The organism is Pandoraea commovens, assembly GCF_902459615.1.
GTDB lineage: Bacteria > Pseudomonadota > Gammaproteobacteria > Burkholderiales > Burkholderiaceae > Pandoraea > Pandoraea commovens.
On record NZ_CABPSA010000005.1, the window covers coordinates 70282 to 89196 of the forward strand.

General features: G+C 62.8%; 17 protein-coding genes and 1 tRNA gene. 5 read left to right on the forward strand and 13 right to left on the reverse strand.

What is annotated here, in order from left to right; translation table 11 throughout:
* Nucleotides 1–6: 6 nt before the first annotated feature.
* Entirely contained in the window at nt 7–675 is a 669-nt protein-coding gene (locus tag PCO31010_RS15600) for a lysozyme inhibitor LprI family protein (protein ID WP_150665068.1), read from the reverse strand.
* Nucleotides 672–1064, reverse strand: coding sequence for a hypothetical protein (locus PCO31010_RS15605; RefSeq protein ID WP_150665069.1), 393 nt, complete (start codon nt 1062–1064; stop codon nt 672–674). The genes PCO31010_RS15600 and PCO31010_RS15605 overlap by 4 nt, the downstream gene beginning before the upstream one ends.
* Before the next feature lie 117 nt (nt 1065–1181).
* On the opposite strand from PCO31010_RS15605, the gene PCO31010_RS15610 reads away from it, so the two are divergent.
* Entirely contained in the window at nt 1182–1493 is a 312-nt protein-coding gene (locus PCO31010_RS15610; RefSeq protein WP_150665070.1) for a helix-turn-helix domain-containing protein, read from the forward strand.
* A 116-nt stretch (nt 1494–1609) separates the two neighbouring features.
* Here the strand turns inward: PCO31010_RS15610 and PCO31010_RS15615 are convergent.
* The 5 genes from PCO31010_RS15615 to PCO31010_RS15635 all read right to left on the reverse strand — a co-directional run bounded on the left by PCO31010_RS15615 (nt 1610) and on the right by PCO31010_RS15635 (nt 7870).
* Nucleotides 1610–1700 (reverse strand) — tRNA-Ser (locus tag PCO31010_RS15615).
* Nucleotides 1701–1802: 102 nt separating this feature from the next.
* Complete coding sequence (serS, locus tag PCO31010_RS15620) at nt 1803–3107, reverse strand: serine--tRNA ligase (protein ID WP_150665071.1); 1305 nt, start codon at nt 3105–3107, stop codon at nt 1803–1805.
* A 213-nt stretch (nt 3108–3320) separates the two neighbouring features.
* A complete protein-coding gene (locus PCO31010_RS15625) occupies nt 3321–4742 on the reverse strand; it encodes a replication-associated recombination protein A (protein ID WP_150665072.1) in 1422 nt (473 codons plus the stop codon).
* 141 nt (nt 4743–4883) lie between these two features.
* On the reverse strand, nt 4884–5534 hold the full coding sequence (gene lolA, locus PCO31010_RS15630; RefSeq protein WP_150665073.1) for an outer membrane lipoprotein chaperone LolA: 651 nt from the start codon (nt 5532–5534) through the stop codon (nt 4884–4886).
* 5 nt (nt 5535–5539) lie between these two features.
* Nucleotides 5540–7870 carry a DNA translocase FtsK gene (locus tag PCO31010_RS15635; protein WP_150665074.1) on the reverse strand — a complete coding sequence of 777 codons (2331 nt, stop codon included), beginning with the start codon at nt 7868–7870 and terminating at the stop codon, nt 5540–5542.
* 461 nt (nt 7871–8331) lie between these two features.
* Here PCO31010_RS15635 and trxB point away from each other — a divergent pair, with 461 nt between their 5' ends.
* The 3 genes from trxB (at nt 8332) to PCO31010_RS15650 (ending at nt 10935) form a co-directional block, all read left to right on the forward strand.
* Complete coding sequence (gene trxB, locus PCO31010_RS15640; protein ID WP_069342590.1) at nt 8332–9288, forward strand: thioredoxin-disulfide reductase; 957 nt, start codon at nt 8332–8334, stop codon at nt 9286–9288.
* 216 nt (nt 9289–9504) lie between these two features.
* The gene (locus tag PCO31010_RS15645; RefSeq protein WP_150665075.1) at nt 9505–10188 is read left to right on the forward strand and encodes a Smr/MutS family protein; all 684 of its coding nucleotides are present in this window, start codon (nt 9505–9507) and stop codon (nt 10186–10188) included.
* A 126-nt stretch (nt 10189–10314) separates the two neighbouring features.
* Complete coding sequence (locus PCO31010_RS15650; RefSeq protein WP_039403915.1) at nt 10315–10935, forward strand: trimeric intracellular cation channel family protein; 621 nt, start codon at nt 10315–10317, stop codon at nt 10933–10935.
* 115 nt (nt 10936–11050) lie between these two features.
* Here PCO31010_RS15650 and PCO31010_RS15655 read toward each other — a convergent pair whose 3' ends face one another.
* The 5 genes from PCO31010_RS15655 to PCO31010_RS15675 all read right to left on the reverse strand — a co-directional run bounded on the left by PCO31010_RS15655 (nt 11051) and on the right by PCO31010_RS15675 (nt 16894).
* Complete coding sequence (locus PCO31010_RS15655; protein WP_010805431.1) at nt 11051–11389, reverse strand: P-II family nitrogen regulator; 339 nt, start codon at nt 11387–11389, stop codon at nt 11051–11053.
* 109 nt (nt 11390–11498) lie between these two features.
* A complete protein-coding gene (locus PCO31010_RS15660; protein ID WP_150665076.1) occupies nt 11499–13622 on the reverse strand; it encodes an NAD(+) synthase in 2124 nt (707 codons plus the stop codon).
* Between the two features lie 190 nt (nt 13623–13812).
* Nucleotides 13813–14949: a GNAT family N-acetyltransferase gene (locus PCO31010_RS15665; protein ID WP_150665077.1), complete on the reverse strand. Its 1137-nt coding sequence runs from the start codon at nt 14947–14949 to the stop codon at nt 13813–13815.
* Between the two features lie 102 nt (nt 14950–15051).
* A complete protein-coding gene (gene ppa, locus PCO31010_RS15670; protein WP_039399943.1) occupies nt 15052–15579 on the reverse strand; it encodes an inorganic diphosphatase in 528 nt (175 codons plus the stop codon).
* Nucleotides 15580–15682: 103 nt separating this feature from the next.
* On the reverse strand, nt 15683–16894 hold the full coding sequence (locus PCO31010_RS15675; RefSeq protein WP_150665078.1) for an alpha-hydroxy acid oxidase: 1212 nt from the start codon (nt 16892–16894) through the stop codon (nt 15683–15685).
* 139 nt (nt 16895–17033) lie between these two features.
* Here PCO31010_RS15675 and PCO31010_RS15680 point away from each other — a divergent pair, with 139 nt between their 5' ends.
* The gene (locus PCO31010_RS15680) at nt 17034–17894 is read left to right on the forward strand and encodes an IclR family transcriptional regulator (protein WP_246184627.1); all 861 of its coding nucleotides are present in this window, start codon (nt 17034–17036) and stop codon (nt 17892–17894) included.
* 69 nt (nt 17895–17963) lie between these two features.
* Here the strand turns inward: PCO31010_RS15680 and PCO31010_RS15685 are convergent, their stop codons facing one another.
* Nucleotides 17964–18875 carry a dihydrodipicolinate synthase family protein gene (locus tag PCO31010_RS15685; protein WP_150665079.1) on the reverse strand — a complete coding sequence of 304 codons (912 nt, stop codon included), beginning with the start codon at nt 18873–18875 and terminating at the stop codon, nt 17964–17966.
* Nucleotides 18876–18915: the final 40 nt, after the last annotated feature.

Genomic DNA, 18915 nt, shown 5'->3' on the forward strand with positions numbered 1-18915 from the left:
ATGTCCTCATTGTTTCGGAACGAGCAGGGCGACCGGCGATCGATCATCAACCGATTTCGTGCCATCGGGCCAAGCGATGAGGTCACCGATAACCGAGACCATCTGGGCGCTGTCTTCAAGTCGTTGGATTTGTGCCTGAAGAGTTTCGGGCACGTCCCAGACGTATCGCAGCTTGTATTGACGGTCACCGACCTGGAGCGCGACGAAACCGCCTGCGAGGTCGTGATCAAAGACAAGCGTTCCGTAGAGAACGGCACCCGAGAATACCGATGTCTTCGAGGGAGGCGATGCATCTCCAGTGCGAGGAAATGTGAGAACCCGACCATTCTCAGCACTTACGCGAAGAGCGCGTGTTCGCTCGCGGTAGGCGTTAGCAATGCATTCGTCGCTACGACACTTGTCGCGAACGGTGGCGCGCCATTTGTTCTGGTCTTTTCGCAGGCCCGCCTTGTCAGCCGTCCGATTCGTCGCTGCCGTGAATGCCTGCGCAAGCTGGTTGTCCGATTCGGCAAGCGAAGGGCTCGCGCAAATGGACCGCTCCACCGAGCTCGACGCTTTACGGCAATCGAACGAAGGTTGCACGGTTTGCGCCGAGACCACACCGAGATTCACCGACATGAGCGCCACCACTGCGCACCGAATCGAGATCTGGTATTTCGAATTGAAGATTTTCATCGGATAGCGGCGACCGCGTCGTAGCAACGTTGACTCATCCCGCCCAGCATCGTGAGCGGCCCGACGATGTTGTTGATAGTAGCCATAAAACGGTCTCGGGCGTCGGAGCTAGCGCAATACTCAGCAATTTTCTGCGCATGCCCTTCTTTGACCGCCTTCTTCACAACGCCGATTGACTGAGTCATATCGAGCGACTTCTTCAGTTCGCCGACGCTGCCGGGCTCGCGGAGTTCGGTGATATGTACGAGATCGGCGCCACAAACATCAATCGTCCGAAAGTACTGTTGGCACGCCGGAGGCAGGCTTTGCGCATGAACATTCGCCACTGCCATTACACAAAAGAAGAAGCCGAACAAAATATGTGAGCGAATACTTTTTTGATTTCTCATTGGTCTTCCTGAGCTAAAGACAAGCGGACCATCTTTTGACGGCACGCCAAATACTAAGCAATTCTTAGTGTAGCAAATATCGCCAACACCCAGCATGTTTTCCTTTCGGGGAAGAACATGTCCGTATTCGCGAAACGCTTGAAGGAAGCTAGGAAGGCCGCAGGTCTATCGCAGGAGAAGCTCGGGGTACTCGCCGGTATTGACGAAATGTCCGCCAGCGCTCGCATGAACCAATATGAGCGAGGCAAGCACGCCCCTGACTATTCGATGGTCGAGCGCATTGCCGCGAACTTGAATCTTCCGGTCACTTATTTTTTCTCGGCTGACGACTCAGAAGCGAAATTGCTGGTCGCCTATCATCGGCTGCACGACGAAGACAAGAATCGCATCCTGTCCCAAGCTCTCGAGATGATCCGCACCGACAAATGATCGTGGAAGGCACGAATTCAGTGGGATAGTGCGGTCAGCGCCTTGATAGTCATTTTGTAAGTCGCTGACGCGGAAAACAAAAAAGCCCTTGAAATTCAAGGGCTTAAATGTATGCTTGGCGGAGAGGGTGGGATTCGAACCCACGGTACGGTATAACCGTACACCGGATTTCGAGTCCGGCGCATTCGACCACTCTGCCACCTCTCCAAGCGTTCTTTCTGCTTTGGTTCGCTGCCTGAGTGGCCTCAAGCAGCGAGAAAGAGATTATAGCCGAATTTATTTTTCCGGCAACCCCTTTTGCAAAGTTTTTTACGCGGCGGGCTCAAGACGCTCGATGCCGCCCATGTACGGACGCAGCACGTCCGGCACCGTCACCGAACCATCGGCATTCTGATAGTTCTCCAGCACCGCTACCAGTGCGCGTCCCACCGCGAGACCCGAACCGTTCAGCGTGTGCACCAGCTCCGGCTTGTTCTGCGCATTGCGGAAACGTGCCTGCATCCGGCGTGCCTGGAAGCTCTCCATGTTCGAGCACGACGAAATCTCGCGATACGTGTTCTGCGCCGGAATCCACACTTCCATGTCGTACGTCTTCGCGCTGCCGAAGCCCATGTCGCCCGTGCACAGCACGAGCGTGCGGTACGGCAATCCAAGCTTCTGCAGAATCGTTTCCGCATGCCCCACCAGCGTCTCGAGCGCGTCGTACGACTCTTCCGGACGCACCACATGCACCAACTCGACCTTGTCGAACTGATGCTGACGAATCATGCCGCGCGTGTCCTTGCCATAGCTGCCCGCCTCCGAGCGGAAGCACGGCGTATGCGCCACCATGCGCATCGGCAACGCATCGTTCGGCAGCAGTTCGTCACGCACCAGATTCGTCAGCGACACTTCCGCCGTCGGAATCAGATAGAAGTTCTCGATACGCTCGCCCTCTTCACCACCGACCTTGCGCGGCACCTTGAACAGGTCGTCCTCGAACTTCGGCAACTGACCCGTGCCACGCATCGACGCCGCATTCACGATGTACGGCACGTACGTTTCCGTATAGCCGTGCTCGCTCGTGTGCGTGTCGAGCATGAACTGCGCGAGCGCACGATGCAGACGTGCAATGCCGCCCTTCATCACCGAAAAACGGGCACCGGCAAGCTTGGCCGCTGCGTCGAAATCCAGACCCAGCGCGGCGCCGAGATCGACGTGATCGCGCGGCGTGAAGTCGAACTCTCGCGGCGTGCCCCAGCGGCGCACTTCCACGTTCTGCGTTTCGTCCTTTCCGACCGGCACGCTCTCGTGCGGCAGATTCGGCACGCCCAGCAACAAATCCGACAGACGCGTCTGAATCTCTTCAAGACGCACCGACGACGCCTTGAGCGTGTCAGCGATGCCGCCGACTTCGGCGATCTCGGCCGAGGCGTCCTCGCCCTTGCCCTTCTTCATGCCGACCTGCTTCGACAACGCGTTGCGACGCGCCTGAAGCTCCTCGGTTTGCGTCTGAATCTGCTTGCGCTCCGCCTCGAGCGCAGCGAATGCCGCCACATCCAGCGTGAAGCCGCGCGCTTTGAGTCGCGCAGCAACGCCGTCGAGATCCTTGCGAAGAAGTTGAATGTCGAGCATGGTGGGAAATCTATTGTGAGCGGCCCACGTGGGTGGACCATGAATTGGGTGTTGGCCGACGGCGGCGTTGCCAGTGCATTCTCGCCGACGACGGCACTAATGGCGGGATTTTACCAAACGCGCAGCGCTGTGACGCGATTTGACGCGTCGCCAAGCGCCGAGACGCTGCGGCGGCTCGTTACGGCCGCCCGACCCGCACGGCAGCGCGCCAACTCACGCGGACTCGTCGTCCCCGGATTCCGCTGGCGGTGACTTCTCGGAAGATAAGGATGGAGAGGACGTTTTCCCAGCCGTCGGCGTCTTCGCCGGGGCATCGGTTTTGCGTCCCTTGGCATTCGCACGACGCCACTCGGCATCGAGCGACTTCAGCCAGTTCAGCTTCTCCCCGATCTTGCCTTCCAGACCGCGCGGCACAGGACGATACCAGTTCTGCGCACGCAGATCATCGGGGAAATACGTCTCACCGGCCGCATAGGCATCCGGCTCGTCGTGGGCGTAGCGATACTCGTGACCGTAGCCGAGTTCTTTCATCAGCTTGGTCGGCGCATTGCGCAAATGGATAGGCACCGCGCGCGACTTGTCCTTGCCGACGAACGCCCGCGCCTGGTTGTACGCGTTGTAACCCGCATTCGACTTCGGGGCCGATGCGAGATACAGAATCGCCTGCGCCAACGCCAGTTCGCCCTCGGGCGTGCCAAGACGCTCGTACGTCTCCGCCGCATCCAGCGCAATACGCGCCGCCCGCGGGTCGGCCAGGCCGATGTCTTCCCACGCCATGCGCACGATCCGGCGCGCCAGATAACGCGGATCGGCACCACCGTCGAGCATGCGACAGAACCAGTACAGCGCGCCGTCCGGCGAACTGCCGCGCACCGACTTGTGCAGCGCGCTGATCTGATCGTAGAACGCGTCGCCGCCCTTGTCGAAGCGACGCAGATTCTCGGCGAGCACGCTGGCCAGCAGCGCCTCGTCGATCGTCTCCATGTCTTGGGACATCGCCGCCTGCGCCACGATTTCGACGTTGTTCAACAGCTTGCGGCCGTCGCCATCCGCCGAGTCGATCAGCCCCTGACGCGCTTCGTCCGTGAATCCGATATCGCCCAGCTCATGCGCGGCGCGCGTGACCATCTCGCCGAGTTCTTCGTCGTTCAGGCTCTTGAGCACATACACGGCCGCGCGCGAGAGCAATGCGCCATTCACTTCGAACGACGGGTTTTCCGTCGTCGCGCCGACAAAGATGAACAGACCGGATTCGACGTGCGGCAGGAAGGCGTCCTGCTGTGCCTTGTTGAAGCGATGCACTTCATCGACGAACACGACCGTCTGCTTGCCCTGTCCGCGCTGAATCTGCGCAGCCTCGACGGCGTCGCGAATGTCCTTCACACCGGAGAGCACGGCCGACAGCGCAATGAAGTAGGCTTTGAAGGCGTCCGCCATCAGGCGCGCGAGCGTCGTCTTGCCGACACCCGGCGGCCCCCAGAGAATCATCGAATGCGGACGGCCCGCTTCAAATGCCACGCGCAAAGGCTTTCCCTTGCCCAGCAGGTGACGCTGGCCAATCACATCGTCGATGGTATGGGGGCGAAGGCGCTCGGCCAAAGGCACCGAAGCCGACAAAGGGGCGTCGTTTGGCATGTTCTCAAGCAGTGCGGCCGGGGATGTCCCCGGCCGCAGTCAGATAATCAGATGTCCCCATTATGCCAGCCCGATGACAGGCACGCCCGCAAAGCGCTTCTCGGACGATGCCGGGCGGCAGGGACGAAGGTCAGCGCAAGCTCAACCCTTGATCACGTCCGCCCCTTTGGGCACCGTGAACTTGAAGTTGCCCGCCGGTAGCGGCGGATTCTTCTGCATGTTGCTGAACGTAAGCAAGGTCACGTTGCCGAACGCGTCGTACAGTTCCATCGCGGCGAGGTTGCCGTCGCGAAAACCGATGCCCACGCGCTGGAACTGCGTGTCCTGCGCCTTCGGCCTAAGCTCGACCCAGTCGATGCCGTTCTTCACCCCGGCGTCCTTGAGCGTGAAGCTCTTTTCAATGTCGTTGCTACCGAACAGGATCGCCGCCGGGCTTGCGCCCAAGGAATCACCCAGCTTGCGCTCCGTGACCTGATTCAGATCCTTGTCGTAGACGTAGAGCGTCGTGCCGTCCGCCTGCAACAGCTGATCGTAAGGCTTGGTGTAGTGCCAGACGAACTGGCCGGGACGCGAGAACTCGAACGTGCCCGACGCATTGTTCGTCACCTTCATCTCGCCGTTCTGCTGTCCCTTCACCTGCTTCTGCTCGAAGTCGCCGCGCGCCGACTTCACCTGCGCCGCGAACGCCTTGAGTTGCGCCGTACCGCTTGCATAAGCCGGTGCGACCAGCGCCGCCAGCGTCACACCGACAGCACCCACCATGAGCGGCAAGCCGCGCTTGAATCCCAGCATATTCTTTATTCTCCCTCGCGATTCGGCACCAGAATTTCCCGGTTACCGTTGCTCGCCATCGCCGACACGACGCCTGACTGTTCCATCTGTTCGAGCAGGCGCGCCGCCCGGTTGTAGCCGATGCGCAAATGGCGCTGCACCAGCGAGATCGACGCGCGGCGCTGCTTGAGCACCACAGCCACGGCCTGATCGTATAGAGGATCGGACTCGCCGCCCCCCTCGCCAGTTCCACCGCCTGCGCCGCCCGCACCGTCGATACCACCGTCTTCGCCTTCGACCGCACCGTCGAGAAGACCTTCGACGTAGTTGGCCTCGCCCTGTTCCTTGAGCCGCTCGACCACGCGATGCACTTCGTCATCGGCCACGAACGCACCGTGCACACGCAACGGCAACCCGGTGCCCGGCGGCATGTACAGCATGTCGCCCATACCCAGCAGCGTCTCGGCGCCCTGTTGGTCCAGAATCGTGCGCGAATCGATCTTCGACGACACCTGGAACGCCACCCGCGTTGGCACGTTGGCCTTGATCAGACCGGTAATGACGTCGACCGACGGACGCTGCGTCGCCAGAATCAGGTGAATGCCCGCCGCGCGCGCCTTCTGTGCAATCCGCGCGATCAGCTCTTCGACCTTCTTTCCGACGACCATCATCAGGTCGGCCAACTCGTCGATCACGACCACGATGTACGGCAGTCGCTGCAACGGCTCGGGTTCTTCCGGCGTCAGCGAGAACGGATTCGGAATATGTTCTTCGCGCTTGGCGGCGTCGTCGATCTTGTTGTTGTAGCCCGCCAGATTGCGAACGCCCAGCTTGCTCATCAGCTTGTAGCGGCGCTCCATCTCGGCCACCACCCAGTTCAGCGCATGACCGGCCTGACGCATATCCGTCACCACCGGGCACAACAGATGCTGGATGCCCTCGTACATGCTCATTTCGAGCATCTTCGGATCGATCAGGATGAGTCGGACCTGCTCGGCCGTCGCCTTGTACAGCAGCGACAGAATCATGGCGTTGATCCCCACCGACTTGCCCGAACCGGTCGTACCGGCCACGAGCAAGTGAGGCATCTTCGCCAGATCGGCCACGACCGGCTTGCCGCCGATGTCCTTACCGAGCGCGAGCGTCAGCAGCGACGACGAACTGTTGTAGACCTCAGAGCCGAGGATCTCCGTCATCCGCACCGTCTGACGACGCGGATTCGGCAACTCCAGCCCCATGAAATTCTTGCCGGGGATGGTTTCGACCACACGGATCGACACCAGCGAAAGCGAACGCGCCAGATCCTTGGCCAGATTCACGATCTGACTGCCCTTCACGCCCGTGGCGGGTTCGATTTCGTAACGCGTGATGACGGGGCCGGGATAAGCGGCCACGACGCTCACTTCCACGCCGAAATCCTTGAGCTTCTTCTCGATCAGGCGCGACGTGAACTCCAGCGTCTCGCCCGACACGGTTTCCTGTGCAACCGGCGCCGGGTCGAGCAACGCCAGCGGCGGCAGGATCGAGTCCGGCAGGTCGGCAAACAACGGCGCCTGCTTTTCCTTCTCGACGCGCTCGCTCTTGGGCACCACCTTGACCGGCGGCACGATCTGCACCGGCTCGTGGACTTCCGCCCTGACCCGGTTCTGGACGACCGCACCTTCACGCGCAATCGCCGCTTCCTCGCCCATCCGACGGTCCTGACGCGCCTCGCGGCGACGACGGATCACAGTACCGGTATCGAGAATCAGCGCACCGACCTTTTCGGCGGCGGACAACCAGGAGAAATGGAACAGCAGCGACAGGCCGAAGGCGAAGATCAGCAGCAAGGCCAGCGTGCCGCCAGTGAAGCCCAGTGCATGCTGGAAGAAGCCACCGACGGTCTCGCCGATGACGCCGCCCGACGCGCGCGGCAACTGGGCCTTGAGACGGTACAGACGCAGGGATTCGATACCGGCGCTCGAGAGCAGCACCATGAGGGAAGAGACGATCTCCACCCAGCCGCCGCTCGCGAGGCGTTCGCGCAACGGTGGCGCTTCGCGTTTGGCGGAGATGCGCCGGTAGCCGGAAATCACGCGGCGGGCGATGAACACCACCAGCCAGTAAGCGGACAGACCGAGCATGAGCAGCAGCATATCGGCGACCCACGCGCCGACGCGTCCCGCCCAGTTGGCGATACGCTCCACATGCGCCGCATGCGTCCAGCTGGGGTCCAGACGGCTGTAAGAGAACAACGCCATCAACAGGAATACCATCAGCGCGACCTGCGCCATCCAGCGGATTTCATGGAAGAGGTGCGTCACCCGATTGGGCAACGACGATCCGGCACCAGCAGAGTAGGAAGATTTCGTCGTCATCAAGCCATGCGGTTGGGCGGGCAGACGGGCGGCCTGCCGCGCAGCAATGCTCCATTGTAAACAACTATTACATCGATTAACGCATGAGCACGTCAGGAAAGCGTGACAAGCCGTAACCGCGCCACTCCCGAGCGATTTGCCGGACGCCGGGACGCCCGGTGGCAAAGCGAAGTCGGTGAACAGGCCGCCGCTCCCCTCGCCCACACCCGGCGCACTTGCATCCGATGCATCTGCCCCCAAATTTGAGAGACGTCCCGGCGCGGGGCCTTCGAACGTTCGTCCGGTGTAGTCACCCGACCCCCAACGCCCGCCCGAAGGCTATCGCCTCGATTGTGAGGCTCCATCAACGAAACATCGTCGGCCCTTTATAATGTCGGTTTGCGCCGGAGCCCCGGTCGCGCGCCAGGCGGTGCGCGACCGGGGCTCCGGCGCCAGCACCCAACCCCTTTCCGGTGAGTTCCATGTCTGCTGCCAAGCACGCCAAAGTCCTGATTCTCGGTTCCGGCCCCGCCGGCTATAGCGCCGCCGTGTACGCCGCGCGCGCCAACCTCAACCCGGTGCTGATCACCGGTATCGCCCAGGGCGGTCAGTTGATGACCACCACGGACGTCGAGAACTGGCCCGGCGACCCGACCGGCGTGCAAGGCCCGGAACTGATGGCCCGCATGCAGGCACATGCCGAGCACTTCAACACCGAGATGATTTTCGATCACATCCATACGGTGCATCTGAACGAGCGCCCGCTGCGTCTGATCGGCGACTCCGGCGAATACACGGCCGACGCCCTGATCATCGCGACCGGCGCTTCGGCGCAGTACCTCGGCCTGCCGTCGGAAGAAGCCTTCTCGGGCCGCGGCGTCTCTGCCTGCGCCACGTGCGACGGCTTCTTCTATCGCGGCAAGGAAGTCTGCGTGGTCGGCGGCGGCAACACCGCTGTCGAAGAAGCGCTGTACCTCTCGAACATCGCCAGCAAGGTCACCGTGATCCACCGCCGCGACAAGTTCCGCGCCGAGCCGATCCTGATCGACCGTCTGCTGGAAAAGGCCAAGCAAGGCGTGGTCGAACTGAAGTACGACAGCGTGCTCGACGAAGTGACGGGCGACGACAGCGGCGTGACCGGCGTTCGTATCAAGAACACCAAGACGGGCGCGCATGAAGACATCTCGCTGCACGGCGTGTTCATCGCCATCGGCCACAAGCCGAACACGGATATCTTCGACGGTCAGCTCGAAATGAAGAACGGCTACATCGTCACGCACAGCGGCCTGAATGGCAACGCCACGGCCACCAGCGTGCCGGGCGTGTTTGCCGCTGGCGACGTGCAGGATCACATCTACCGTCAGGCCATTACCAGCGCAGGCACGGGTTGCATGGCCGCGCTCGACGCCCAGCGTTACCTCGAAAACCTCGACCAGTAATCGCTCTCGCGCGTTTTTACGCCTGACGGCGGCGCCCCGGCTGTGTGATCTTTCATGCAGCCGGGGCGCCGTCTTCGCTTGTAGCGTCGCCATCATCTTCGTTACGTGGCGTCACGAGCCGTTATGATTCGGAAACGCGCCTTCGCTACCGCGCAGACGCAACGCGCCGCAACACACCATTTTGTCCTCCCTTTGAACGTCCTTGTTCGCACGATCATGAGCAAGAAACCACCGAAACTCAGCCTCAGCGACCTCTCCAACTTCCGTGACGCGCTCGCGACCGAGAGCGCCGCACGCGAAGCCGAACGCATCGCTGCCGCCAAGCGCGCCGCGCAGGCCAAACGCGATGCCAACGTGTTCCGCGACAGCGTCGGCGAGATCGCCCCGCTTGCCAGCAAAGGCTCGACCAATCGCGTCGAGCACCCGCGCTTCCCGCCCGAACCGGTGGCGCGTCAGACCGAGGAAGACGAAGCCGCAGTGCTTCACGAATCCCTGTCCGACGAGTTCGACCCCGAAGCGTTGCTCGACACGGACGACCGCTTGTCGTATCGCCGTCCCGGCATCAGCCACGATGCCGTGCTGAAGCTGCAACGCGGCGACTGGGTGGTGCAGGCGCAGATCGACCTGCACGGCATGCGTCGCGACGAAGCCCGCGAAGCGCTCTCCACCTTTCTGCACGACGCCGTCAAGCGCGGCCTGCGCTGCATTCGCGTAATTCACGGCAAGGGCCTCGGCTCGGTGAACCGTGAGCCGGTCCTCAAGGACAAGGTGCGCGGCTGGCTCGCCCAGAAGAACGAAGTGCTGGCATGGGCGCAAGCGCAAGGACGCGACGGCGGGGGCGGTGCGCTGGTAGTATTGCTCCAGGCTTCGCAGGCCCGGGGCGCGCGCGCGGGCGACTGACGCGCACCTGCGCCAGATGCCGCATCCCGCCAGCCACCGCTGGCATTGAAGATGTCACCGCCGATCACGACGTATTGACGAGGGACTGTCCACCGTCCCCAACAGGATTCGCCGATGATTCACGAGATGAGCGCTCAACTGCATACGATCCTGGCCGTCATGGAGGCCATCGCCGTATTGTCGTGCGCCATCTCCGGCTTCGCGGAAGCCCGCAAGCAGCATCTCGATCCGGTCGGCGCGTTCGTGCTGGCCTTCGCGACCGCCTTCGGCGGCGGCACGTTGCGCGACGTGCTGCTCGACCACCGCCCCTTCTACTGGGTCCAGCATCAGTGGTACTCGGTCATCATCCTCGTGTTGTCGTTGTCCACAGGCGTCGTGCTGAAGCTCGTCTCACGCGTGGCGACGGAGCGCGTGCTGCTCATCACGGACGCCATCGGTCTTGGGTTCTTCAGTGCGTCCGGCACATCGCTCGCGTTGCAGACCGATATGTCGGCGTTCATGTCGGTGATGATGGGCGTGATTACCGGCGTGGGCGGCGGCGTGATCCGCGACATCCTCTGTAACGAGGTACCGCTGGTATTGCGCGACACACGACCGTACGCCGTGTGTGCGTTCATTGGCGGATGGATCTACATCGCGCTGACTTACGCCGACCTCGATCCCGTCTACACCTTGTCGATCAGCGCGTTTTCCGTGATTTTCGTGCGGCTGATCACCGTCGCATTCGACGTGCGCCTCAAGTCCTGAGCCGATCCGGCACCGGCACAGCCAAAACGCCAAAGGGCGACGCCGCTCTCGCAGCCGTCGCCCTTCGTTTTTCCGACGCAATCACCGCAGCAATGCTGCGGCGCTCAAACTGCCGTCAGACCGCCTGTTCGCCCTCTTCGCCCGTGCGAATGCGGATCACGCGTTCGACATCGGTCACGAAGATCTTGCCGTCGCCGATCTTGCCGGTGCGGGCCGCGCCCAGCACGGCATCGATGACCTGTTCGGCCTGCGCTGCGCTCACCACGACTTCGATCTTGATCTTCGGCAGGAAGTCGACGACGTATTCCGCACCGCGATACAGCTCGGTGTGGCCCTTCTGGCGGCCGAAGCCCTTCACTTCCGTGACGGTCAGACCGGTCACGCCGACTTCGGCCAGCGCTTCACGGACTTCGTCGAGCTTGAAGGGTTTGATGATGGCAGTTACGCGTTTCATTGTCGCCTCGATATCTTGATTGGAATATTCTGCAATTTCGCCCGGCTATTGTACCGGGCCGGGAACGGCACGCCGATGACAGCGCACCCTGCCCGCCCCACTTATCGAATTACGCGTGCGGATCGTCCGGCACCGTGTCCAGATCCGCCAGCCACACCACCGACTCCGAATCGCTCGGCGCACGCCAGTCGCCACGCGGCGAGAGCGAACCGCCCGTGCCGACCTTCGGCGCATTCGGAATGCACGAACGCTTGAACTGGCTCGTACGGAAGAATCGATCCAGGAAAATGCGCAGGTTGCGCTTGATCGCAACCAGATCGTAGGCGTTGCGCGACGCGTGCCCTTCGTCCGGCCAGCGCCCCTGCGACGCATCGTGCCACGCACTCCACGACAGGAACGCCACCTTGCGCGGCGCATAGCCGAAGCGCAGCGTGTAGTAGAGGTTGAAGTCCTGCAATTCGTACGGGCCGATGAAATGCTCGGTGCGCTGTTCGGGCGCGCCGTTGGCCTTGCCCGGCACGAGTTCCGGGCTGATTTCAGTCTCAAGAATATCGATGAGGACGTTGCGGCGCTGTCCTTCCTTGCCGCCCTTAACATCCTTAACGTCCTTACCGTCCTTCTGCGCTTTGGCCGACGCAGCGCCACCCAGTTGCCCCGTCTCCGCGACCCAGCGCACGAGATGCATGATGAGCGTCTTGGGCACGCTGGCGTTCACGTTGTAGTGCGACATATGATCGCCCACACCGTAAGTGCACCAGCCCAGCGCCAACTCGCTCAGGTCGCCCGTACCGATCACAATCGCCCCCAGGTGATTCGCCAAACGGAACAGGTGGTTGGTGCGCTCGCCCGCCTGCACGTTCTCGAACGTGACGTCGTAGACTTCCTCGCCCTTCGCGAACGGATGATCGAGGTCCTTCAACATCTGCATGCAACTCGGACGAATATCGATCTCGCGCGCCGTGCATCCCACGGCGTCCATCAACTCGCGCGCCTGACGTAGCGTGCGCTCGCTCGTCGCGAAGCCCGGCATCGTGTAGGCCAGAATATTCGCGCGCGGCAGACCCAGCCGGTCCATGACCTTGGCGCAGACGAGCAACGCATGCGTCGAGTCCAGCCCGCCGGACACACCGATCACGACCTTCTGAATCTTCGACGACGCGAGACGCTGCATCAGCGCCTGCACCTGAATGTTGTAGACCTCGTGGCAGCGCTCGTCGCGACGCGCCGCATCGGACGGCACATAAGGGAAGCGCGCAATTGCGCGTGCGAGCGGCAGTTCGGCGTCACGCGGCAGGGTGACGTCGACCTTGATCGTGCGAAAGCGCGCCACTTCGTCGGCATGGCGGCGCACCGACACACCGAACGTCGTCTGATGCATGCGCTCACGGGCGAGGCGCTCCAGATCGACATCGGCGAAGATCAGATGCGACTCGCTGGCGAAGCGCGCCGACTCGGCGAGCATGTCGCCGTTCTCGTAGATGAGCGCCTGTCCGTCCCACGCGAGGTCGGTCGTCGATTCGCCCTGCCCGGCCGAGGTGTACAGATACGCCGCGAGGCAACGCGCCGACTGCTGGGCGACCAGTTGATGACGATAGGTCGACTTGCCCACGACCACGTTCGATGCCGACAGGTTGACGAGCACCGTCGCCCCCGCAAGTGCTGCGAACGACGACGGCGGCACCGGCACCCAGACGTCTTCGCAGATCTCGCAGTGAAAGCGCAGCAGCGGCTGATCGGCAGCTTCGAAGATGAGCGCACCGAACGGCACGTCGTTGCCCAGCAGGGCGACGGAATCGACGCCTGCGTCATCCGCTGCGTTGAACTGGCGCGCTTCGTAGAACTCGCTGTAGTTCGGGAGATACGTCTTGGGGACAACGCCGTGAATGCGGCCGCGCGCCACCACGACGGCGCAGTTGAACAGGCGCTGCTGCACGCGCACCGGCATGCCGACGATCATCGCAATGACCAGCTCCCGGCTCGCGGCCACGATCTCGGCCAGCGCGGCGTCGCAGGCGTCCTGCAAGGCGCGCTGCTGGAACAGGTCTTCGCAGCTGTAGGCAGGAATGCCAAGTTCGGGGAAGGCGACGAGTACCGCACCCTCGGCGTCGGCCTGACGGGCCAGCGCGATGGTCTGGGCTGCGTTGAAAGCGGGATCGGCGACGCGGCATTGCGGCACTCCGACGGCCACACGCGCGAAATCGTGATTGTAGAGATTGAGAAATCGGTTGGTCATGTCGGCGGCTACCATGCATCGCCCTTGTGCCGTGACGTCGGCAGGCATACCTGTCGGGCGTTTGCAGCGATGAAGCGGGCGTAAGAATCGTCAGTATATTACGCGAGGCCCCGCCTTGCCGGGGCCTGCCTTCGACGGCGCTATGTCCACAATACGTCCCGAGTACGGCCCCAATATGTCCCGAAATCGCTCAGGACGCCGGTCGCTTGAACGGCGTATGCGCTTCCAGCTCGCCGATGTGCTCGTCCATCGCTGACGTCTCACGGTCGAGAAAATCCTCGATGGCCTGCGCGAATCGTTCGTCGGCAATCCAATGGGCGGACCACGTAGGCGTGGGTAACAGACCGCGCGACATCTTATGCACGCCTTGCGCGCCGCCTTCGAAACTGCGCAGCCCGTGCGCGATACAGTACTCGATGCCCTGCGCGTAGCAGGTCTCGAAATGCATCCCGGAGACGAAGTCCGTCGTCCCCCAATAGCGGCCGTACATCGTGTCGCCGCTCACGACATTGAGTGCGCACGCGAGCGGCTGGCCGTCACGCTCCGCCATGACGAGCAGCAACGCGTCGGGCATCGTCGCGTGCACCTGCCCGAAGAACGCACGACTCAGATACGGTGAATTCCAGTGCTCACGGTAGGTGTTTTCGTAGCACTGATAAAAGAAGTCGAGCGCTGCGTCATCGATTTGCTCGCCGCGCAGCCAACGGTACGTCACCCCGGCCTCGCGCACGCGCCGACGGTCCTGTTTCAGCTTCTTGCGCTTCTCCTGATTCATCTGCGCGAGGAAGTCGTCGAACGTGGCGAAGCCCGGATTTTCCCAATGAAACTGCACGCCTTCGCGCAGCATGTATCCGGCTTCGGTGAGCGCGGCCAGATCGTCGTCGTGCGTGAACAGCACGTGGATGGACGACAGTTCAAGCTGCCGGGCGAACGCAATCGCACCGCGCGCCAGCGCCACGCGATCCGCCTGCGTGCGTGCGAGCAGACGCGGCCCGGTCACGGGCGAGAACGGCACGGCGCACAACAGCTTGGGGTAGTACTCGAGACCGTGACGCGCGAAGGCGTCGGCCCATGCGTGGTCGAAGACATATTCGCCCCGGGAGTGCGACTTGACGTAGAGCGGCATCGCGCCGACGAGCACTTCGTCTGCATGCATGAGCAGATAGGCCGGTTGCCAGCCCGTACGCTTGGCGGCGCACCCCGTCTCGTGCATCGCGTGCAGGAACGCGTGCTGCACGAACGGGTTGTCGCCCGCGAGCGCGTTCCACGCGTTGGCTGGCACGTCTTCAATCGATTGCACTACACGGATGACTACGTCGCTGCTCACTTCACACCTCGTTTGCAAACCGGCGGCTTGCGAAAAAACCCGGCACACGGCCGGGTTTTCTTTGCGTCGACGAACGACGCGGCAAACTTGGCGAAGTGGAAATTACTTCTTCGCGTTCGCGACGCCTTCGGTGATTTCCTTGTGGGCGGCTTCGATGCCTTCCCAGCCTTCGACCTTGACCCACTTGCCCTTTTCGAGCGCCTTGTATTGCTCGAAGAAGTGCTTGATCTGGTCCTTCAGGTAGCCCGGCACGTCGTCGATCGACTTCATGTGTGCCGTCATCGGGCAGATCTTGTCGACCGGCACGACCACGAGCTTGGCGTCCACGCCCGACTCATCGGTCATGTTGAGCATGCCCAGTGCGCGGCAGCGGACGACCGAGCCAGCCAGCAGCGGGAACGGCGTGACGACCAGCGCATCGACGGGGTCGCCGTCGCCAGCCAGCGTTTGCGGAATGAAGCCGTAGTTGGCCGGGTAACGCATACCCGTGCCGATGAAGCGGTCAACGACCAGCAGGCCCAGATCCTTGTCGGCTTCGTACTTCACCGGGTCGCTTTGCGCCGGGATCTCGATGATGACGTTGAAATCGTTGGGGAGGTCCTTACCGGCAGGCACGTGGTTGAAGCTCATGATGGCATTCCTGTGAATGAAAATTGGCATGCCGCCGCGCGGCGCGCATGCCCCGCCAACCGGCCGGATGCCACGCCGCCCGACGGCAATCGGGCGCGAAACATTATAGCGGGTTTGCCTGAATTGCCCCGCCGGCTCGGTTCTCGTGCAACGACGGCAGCCGTGCCAGCCGTTCAGCCGTCAACGCCCCCACGTTGGCGCAGCCGAGCAGTTGCATCGTCGTGCGCAATTCGCTCAGCAGCAATGCCAGCACCCCATCCACCCCCTGCCCGCCGCGCGCCGCCACGCCATACAGCGGCGCGCGTCCCAGCAGCACGCCCTTCGCGCCCAGCGCGACGGCCTTGGCGACGTCGGCCCCGCGCCGCACGCCACCGTCCATGAACACGGACATCGCAGGACCCCCCGCCCCTGGCACGCCAACGGCATCGACGATCGTCGGCAACGCTTCGACCGGTGCGAGCGTGCTGCCCAACTGGCGTCCGCCGTGATTGGAGACGATGATGCCGTCCGCGCCGTGGGCCTGCGCCTGACGGGCGTCCTCCACCGTCAGAATGCCCTTGACCAGCACTTCACCCGGCCAGTGCTTGCGCACCCACGTCAGGTCGTGCCAGCCGAGCGACAAGTCCATCTGACGACTCAGCATCGCCGCGTGACGCGCCAGATCCGCCCGCTCACCCACGCTCTGAGCGATGTTGCGAAGCTGCGGCGCGCCGCCCACGAGCATCTGCCAGCTCCAATGCGGGTGTCGCATGCAGTCCGCCACGAGTCGCGGTGTGAAGCGCAGGGGCAGCTTGAAGCCGTTGCGCGTGTCGTGATCGCGCTTTCCGTGCACAGGCGTATCGACCGTCAGCATCAGCGTTCGAAAGCCTGCCTCGCGCGCCCGGCGCATCATGCTCTCGGCAATGCGCCGATCCTGCTGCACATAGAGTTGCAGCCAAAGCTCGCCGTTCGGCACCGCCGCGCGCACGTCTTCGAGTAGCGAAGTCGATGCCGTCGACAGCACGAACGGCAGCCCCGCATCCGCAGCGGCACGGGCGAGCAATTCGTCTGCGCGCGGCCAGAACAGGCCGTTCAGGCCGGTCGGGCCGACGACCATCGGGGCGGCCGCCGACCGTCCCCAGAAATTCGTCTCGCTGGATGTGGCGGAGATATCCGTCATGACGCGCGGCGCGAAGCCCCACTGCCCGAAGGCGTCCCGATTGCGCCGCAGCGCCTCCCCGTCCTCCGCACCGCCTTCCAGATAATCGAAGGCCAGCTTCGTCAGACGACGCTTCGCCGCCCGACGGTAATCCTCCACGCAGGAAAACGCGTGCATTGCTCCCCCTGTCTTGATGTTCTCGCGTGCCCCGCCGCATCCGCTTCTAAATGCCCTGAAATTGGGCAAAGTTCGCTACTTGGGCACAAACAATTGCATTACAATCACAATCATTACAATCCGAACAACCCGCACACCCATGCCGCGCTCATCCGCCGGGTCGTCGCGCTCTGCCACAGACGCCACCCAATCCACCAGCGACACCGCTTCGAGCGCCGCCGCCCTGCGTTCCTCGCTCTTCGTCGGCTCGACCGAGAAGACGTTTCAGGTGCTGCACGCCTTCGACGGTCCTGCGCGGTACATGACGCTGGGCGACATCGCCAAAGCGGCGGATCTGGATCGCAGCGCCACGCAGCGACTGGTGCATACGCTTGAAGCCCTTGGCTATCTCTTCCGCGTACCGGAGACGCGTACCTACGGGCTGACGACCAAGGTGTTGCAGTTCTCGTACAACTACATTCGCGCCAACGAGCTGGTCGACAAGGCGTCGCCGTATCTGCTCGACATTAGCCGCCGTGTGGGCGAGACGACCAACTTGCAAGAGCTGGACGGCCACGAGATCGTGTTCGTCGCACGCTTTCCCGGACAGCATCTGGTGAACATCGATATCGTGGTCGGTGCGCGTCTGCCCGCGATGTTCACGGCGTCGGGCATTGCAATCCTGTCGCGTCTGCCCGAAGCGCGCGTGCGTGAGATTCTGTCGGGCACGGCGCTCGAACCGATGACGCCGTACACGCTCATCGACGAGAAGAAGCTGCTCGAACGGATTGCGCAGACCACGCGTCGCGGCTATGCCATCGTCGAGAACGAAACCGTGATGGGCGACATCTCGGTCGCGGCCCCGATCACCGATCACGACGGTCACGCCGTCGCAGCCATCAACATCTCGGTGCCGACCTCGCGCTGGACGCGTGAGCGCGCGGAAGCCGAACTCGCCCCGCACATTCAGGTCGCCGCGACCTCGATCTCGAAGTCGCGACTGTCGACGTTCCGACGCTAAGCGCGCTCAGGCGCTATCGGGTGCCATCAGTTGCTATCGGGCGGTGACACGCGTCACCGCCGACACACTTCAACGACCTTCGAAAATCGCCAGCTGACGCGCCAGTTCTTCGCGCAGTTCGGCCGACAGCGCCGGTGCGGGCGACACGAGCGGTGCGAGCATCGCCGGGGCGTTCACGCCGATCAGATCCATCACCGACTTCATCGGACCGGGGTTGGTCTCGGCGAAGGCCAGATTCATCAGAGGAATCAGCGAGCGGTGCAGCGCCAGCGCATCGGCCGTCTTGCCTTCCGACGCGAGCGAGAAGATGCGTTGCCAGGCCGTCGGCAACAACGACGCCGTCACCACGATCCCGCCACGCGCACCGGCTGCCACATGCAGCGGGAACAACGTGTCTTCGCCGCTCAGCACGGCAAACGACTCGTCGACACCGGCGATGGTGCGCAGGAAATGCCACATGTCCGTGTTGCAGGCCTTCATGCCGATGATGTTCTCGTGGCGCGACAGCTCATGCAGCACTTCCGGCGCAATCGCGATACGCGTGCGATACGGAATTTCGTAGATGAGGATGGGCAGCGGCGACTCATCGGCGTAGCGCAGGAAGTAGTCGCGAATACCGGCTTGCGTCGGGTTCGTGTAGTACGGCGTGAGGACCAGCAGACCGTCGGCACCGGCAGCGGCGAAGTCACGGCCCGCTTCGATGGCGTCGTGATAACCGGGATCGAGCACACCGGCGATCACCGGCACGTCGCGGCCGTGGTCACGCACTTCCTGCGCCGTAAGTTCGGCCATGCGTACACGCTCGGCGCGCGAGAGTGCACCGTATTCGCCCGTGCCGCCCAGCGGCACCACACCGTCGATGCCCTGCGCCAGCAGGTAACGCATGAGCGCACGTGCGCCTTCGATGTGGATCGTGTCGTCGGTGTGCACCGGTGTGGGGATGGCCGGGAAAATGCCCTTCAGTTGTGCGGAGCGAAGCATGAGTTAAACGTCCGTGAATCGTAAGTTTGTTGGGGCGGAT